Below are 4,013 nucleotides of genomic sequence, written 5' to 3'. Positions count from 1 at the left end.
GCGAGAGAAAAAGCACGGTGCGCTGATATTCCGGCTGGGCAATCCATGACCATTGTTTTGGTTCAGCGTGAAGATGAGCCCGAAATCTCGCCGAAGAGGAGAGATTCCGCCCTTGCGGGCGGGGATTTTGAAGGCATGAGGATCTACCGGTCCGATGGTTGGATTTTGGGGCGGCCTAAACTACATACCGCCCGCCCCATGATCATCGTCCCGATGAGTCCGCCAGGTTATCCCTCGGCATGGTTGCGTCCCCGCAGTGCCGCTTCCGTTTTGCCTGACAAACATCTTATCGGTTAAGCAATTCGTTTTTTCACTTCAGCCGCGGACTGAGTTCGCGCCGCCTCTTCCCGCTGCCGACGCGCCAGCTCAATCTTGCGATCGCGGCCCGTATGGATCTCGGCGCGGCGGCCTTCGAGCACATCCTTCGGTGTTACATAGCCGAGTGAGCTGTGCAGCCGCCGTTCGTTGTACACCCGAACATACTGAGCGATCAGATGATGGGCGTCGTCTAGCGACAACGGCACCCCGGGCCGGATACATTCGCTCTTAATGGATTGGTTCCAGCGCTCGATTTTCCCGTTCGATTGCGGATAATAAGGCGCGGTGCGCACATGCGTCATGCCCGAAATCCGGATGAACTCCTTGAAGTCCTTGGCGATGAACTGCGGCCCATTATCGGAGATGATCCGCGGACGCGCGTCGGGAAATCGCTCCTTGGCACGCTGCAGAAGGATTTCCACATCCGGCTCGCGCATCGACTCCCGCAAGCTCCAGTCCACGATATAGCGGCTGGCCCCATCCAACACCGCGCACAGGTAGTAGAAAGTCCCGTGAATGTTGATATGGGCGATATCTATATGCCAGTGCTCGTGCGGCGCCAGCGGCTGCTCAAAGCCGGTCCCCTTTTTCGAAACACGGTGCGGAAATCGCACCAGCCGGCCAGCTTCGTGCAAAACCCGGAAGACGCTCGACGGGCTCACCGCGGCCACATCGGCGTCGATCATCATGTAGGTCAATCGCCGGTAGCCTTCCAGAGGATATTGCGCCTGGAAATCCAGGATGGCTTTCTTCTCCCAGCCGGCCAGCCAGAAGTCTCGGGGAACCCAGCCGTTGTGCTGGTTGGTCTTGCCGTAGCGTTCCCGCCAGTCGTAATACTTACCAGCGCTCAGCCCCAACCACTGCAACAAACAGTCGATAGCCAAGCCGGTCTTGTTCGACCATTTCCGAAGAAAGTCGACGACCTGGTCGCGGACATCCGGCTCGACCCAGCAACCGTTCAGAGTTCCCCAAACTCTTTTTTTAATGCGACATGCTCCGCCATTAATTCGGCCAGAACTTCGTCCTTCTGCCGCATTTTGCTTTCCAGCTTTTCGATGCGCTGCTGGTCATGGCTTCGTTCCGGACGCTTGCCTTCCAGGGCCAGCGCGGCATTTACGAATAGCCGCTCCTGCCAGTAATGAAACAGGCTTGGCGCCAGCTGCGCCTCCTCACAGATCTTCGAGATCGGAACCTTTTCGACCAGGTGCCGGCGCAGTAATTTAGTCTTTTCTTCCGCGCTCCAGTTTCGACGTTCTTTCTTCAAGTCTCTCGCTCCAAATTCCTCATCGGATGGATTTCGAAGCTCTTCAAGTCTTTTTTCACCTTTCAGCTGAACCGGAACATACTTTGATGTTGGACGCCCAATGAGCATTGCCGGTGGGTTAGCTGGGGCGTGTTCGGTCCCGAAGACCTCCTTGACGAGGACGGTGCCATCCGCAAACTTCTTGTTGCGGCGGTACGAATCAATGGCTCCCGGCGAGGCATAACTATAGTGCAATTCATTCCCTTTCGGATCGATTACCGCATACGCCCCAATCATCTGAAATATGTCGCGATAGTCCTCTGGTTTGCTGATATTGCCATTCTTGTCAACGACTTTGAATCCGTCGAATACTGGTTTACTTTGCGCATTGATTCGCGATTGAATTCCCAGAGCTACCAGGACAATCGCGCCTGCCATCCGAAAATACATCCGATTCTCCTCTCCACTCACGCAAATGCGCGGGGTACCGTGTCGAGATGATCGTATCCGGACGGACGGGGCCTCGTATTGTCAGATCGAGCAATTTGGGACGATTACCGCATCGTACAAAAGGGCGTCTAACGATAGACCATCGGGCCCTTCAGATACGTATGATGGGCTAAGAGCGCCCCTGTGACAAGTCGACTCGAATGAGGTTTCAAAGGCAGCATGAACGTTCGAATCAAAAGAGTTTACGAGCCAAGAGACGAACACGACGGGAAGAGAGTCCTTGTGGATAGGCTTTGGCCGCGCGGCCTTACCAAAGAAAAGGCCGGAGTCGATCTATGGCTGAAGGACATTGCGCCGACCACGGAACTCCGGAAATGGTTCGGCCATGATCCGGCTCGGTGGGGAGAATTTCAGAAACGATACCGCGACGAGTTGAAAAAGAACGCTGGTTCCGTTTTGATTTTGAAGCGGGAAGCGCAGAGCGGTGCGGTCACGCTTCTTTTTGGCGCGAAGGACGAACAGCACAATGAGGCTGCGGTTCTCCGGTCCATCCTGAAGGATTCGACCGCGTAACTCGCGGCAACAGCCGGATTTCGACCGATCCTCGGGCTGTTCCTAATTTTCTCCGTATCGGCCTCTAACGCAGCGAATTTGAAAGCAAGGAACGGAGTGTTGCATTTCGCAAAGACGGATAAAGTGATCTCAGCGGCAGGAAAAAGGACCGATCTGAGAATGAACCAGCTATCGACGAGTGAAAAACGAGCAAGCGCAACGACAAGCGATCCACGCTGGCTTTCAATCGTGAATCGAGACCGCACCGCGGATGGGCAATTTTACTACTCCGTAAAAACTACGGGAGTGTACTGCAGGCCATCATGCGCAGCCCGGCCTCCGCGGCCTGAAAATGTGCAATTCTACTCATCCCGCGAGGAGGCGAAAAAGGCAGGTTTCCGACCCTGCAAGCGTTGCAAACCGGACGGACCCGCGCTCACAGAACTGAATTCGGAGAAAATCGCCGCGGCATGCCGTCTGATCGAGCGTTCAGATCATGCTCCTTTGCTAAAAGAATTGGCCAGCGTGGCTGGCATGAGTGTTTATCACTTCCATCGGACTTTCAAAGCCGTCACAGGGCTCACCCCCAAAGAGTTTGCCGAAGCACACCGCAGCAACCGTGTGCGAACTTCGCTCGAAAGGAGCAATACCGTGACCGATGCAATTTATGACGCGGGCTTCAATTCAAACAGCCGTTTCTACGAGAGTTCCAACAACGTTCTGGGCATGACGCCCTCCCGATTCCGTGGCGGCGGGGCCGACACCGATATCTATTTCGCCATCGGCCAGTGTTCACTGGGCTCGATCCTCGCCGCGCAGAGCAACAAAGGAGTTTGTTCGATTCTGATTGGCGACGATCCCGATGTGTTGATCCACGACCTGGAAAAACAGTTTCCGAAGGCCAACCTGATCGGAAACGAGCCTGGCTATGAGCAACTTGTGGCGAAGGTCTTCGCTCTCGTCGAGCAGCCCGGCCACGGCTTCGATCTGCCTCTCGATATTCGTGGCACCGCGTTCCAGCAACGCGTCTGGAAGGCGTTGCGGCAGATTCCGCCTGGCTCGACCGCGAGCTATACCGACATCGCGGCGAAGATCGGCATGCCGAAGGCTGTTCGGGCTGTGGCACAGGCGTGCGGCGCAAACGAACTCGCCATTGCGATCCCGTGTCATCGAGTCGTCCGGAACGACGGCTCGTTATCCGGCTATCGCTGGGGAGTTGAACGGAAGCGCGCGCTCCTTGAGAGGGAGGCCCAGGCATGATCTCGGCCACCGTTGACGAGCTGACCCATTTAAACCGCATAACGCCGCCGGCGCGGGCGGTGGCCAGCGCTGAGGCTATGGATTGGCCAGGCATAACGAAAGGGCTGAACGAATATGGAAACGCGGTGTTGAGCGGCGCCCTTACCGTTCAGGAATGTAATGGACTGGCAGGCTTGTATGCAAATGAAGA

At 55.9% G+C, this 4,013-nt stretch carries 6 protein-coding genes; 4 read left to right on the top strand and 2 right to left on the bottom strand.

Features of this window, described 5'->3' with window-relative positions; genetic code table 11:
* On the top strand, positions 1-297 hold a 297-nt coding region (locus VGK48_08900), incomplete at its 5' end, for a hypothetical protein (GenBank protein HEY2381283.1).
* Here VGK48_08900 and VGK48_08895 read toward each other — a convergent pair.
* Together VGK48_08895 and VGK48_08890 are read right to left on the bottom strand one after the other, a co-directional pair.
* On the bottom strand, positions 294-1,202 hold the full coding sequence (locus VGK48_08895) for an IS3 family transposase (protein ID HEY2381282.1): 909 nt from the start codon (positions 1,200-1,202) through the stop codon (positions 294-296). The genes VGK48_08900 and VGK48_08895 overlap by 4 nt on opposite strands.
* 74 nt (positions 1,203-1,276) lie before the next feature.
* Positions 1,277-2,011 (bottom strand): cytochrome P460 family protein, encoded by a 735-nt coding sequence (locus VGK48_08890; GenBank protein HEY2381281.1) that lies wholly within the window; start codon positions 2,009-2,011, stop codon positions 1,277-1,279.
* A gap of 219 nt (positions 2,012-2,230) precedes the next feature.
* Between VGK48_08890 and VGK48_08885 the strand changes: the two genes are divergently transcribed.
* The 3 genes from VGK48_08885 to VGK48_08875 all read left to right on the top strand — a co-directional run.
* Entirely contained in the window at positions 2,231-2,584 is a 354-nt protein-coding gene (locus tag VGK48_08885) for a DUF488 domain-containing protein (GenBank protein ID HEY2381280.1), read from the top strand.
* 159 nt (positions 2,585-2,743) lie between these two features.
* Positions 2,744-3,823, top strand: coding sequence for a bifunctional DNA-binding transcriptional regulator/O6-methylguanine-DNA methyltransferase Ada (gene ada, locus VGK48_08880; GenBank protein HEY2381279.1), 1,080 nt, complete (start codon positions 2,744-2,746; stop codon positions 3,821-3,823).
* Positions 3,820-4,013, top strand: a 194-nt coding sequence (locus tag VGK48_08875) for a hypothetical protein (protein ID HEY2381278.1), incomplete at its 3' end; no start/stop codon positions are given. The genes ada and VGK48_08875, both read left to right, overlap by 4 nt.

It is taken from the genome of Terriglobia bacterium, from assembly GCA_036496425.1.
GTDB lineage: Bacteria > Acidobacteriota > Terriglobia > 20CM-2-55-15 > 20CM-2-55-15 > 20CM-2-55-15.
Note: the sequence above shows the minus strand (reverse complement) of the source record. Positions and strands in the feature narration are given on the sequence as shown.

Bases quoted from the DNA above. Each gene is read 5' to 3' on its own strand.
- VGK48_08890 (HEY2381281.1), bottom strand. From the start codon at position 2,011: ATGTATTTTCGGATGGCAGGCGCGATTGTCCTGGTAGCTCTGGGAATT.
- VGK48_08885 (HEY2381280.1), top strand. From the start codon at position 2,231: ATGAACGTTCGAATCAAAAGAGTTTACGAGCCAAGAGACGAACACGAC.
- ada (HEY2381279.1), top strand. From the start codon at position 2,744: ATGAACCAGCTATCGACGAGTGAAAAACGAGCAAGCGCAACGACAAGC.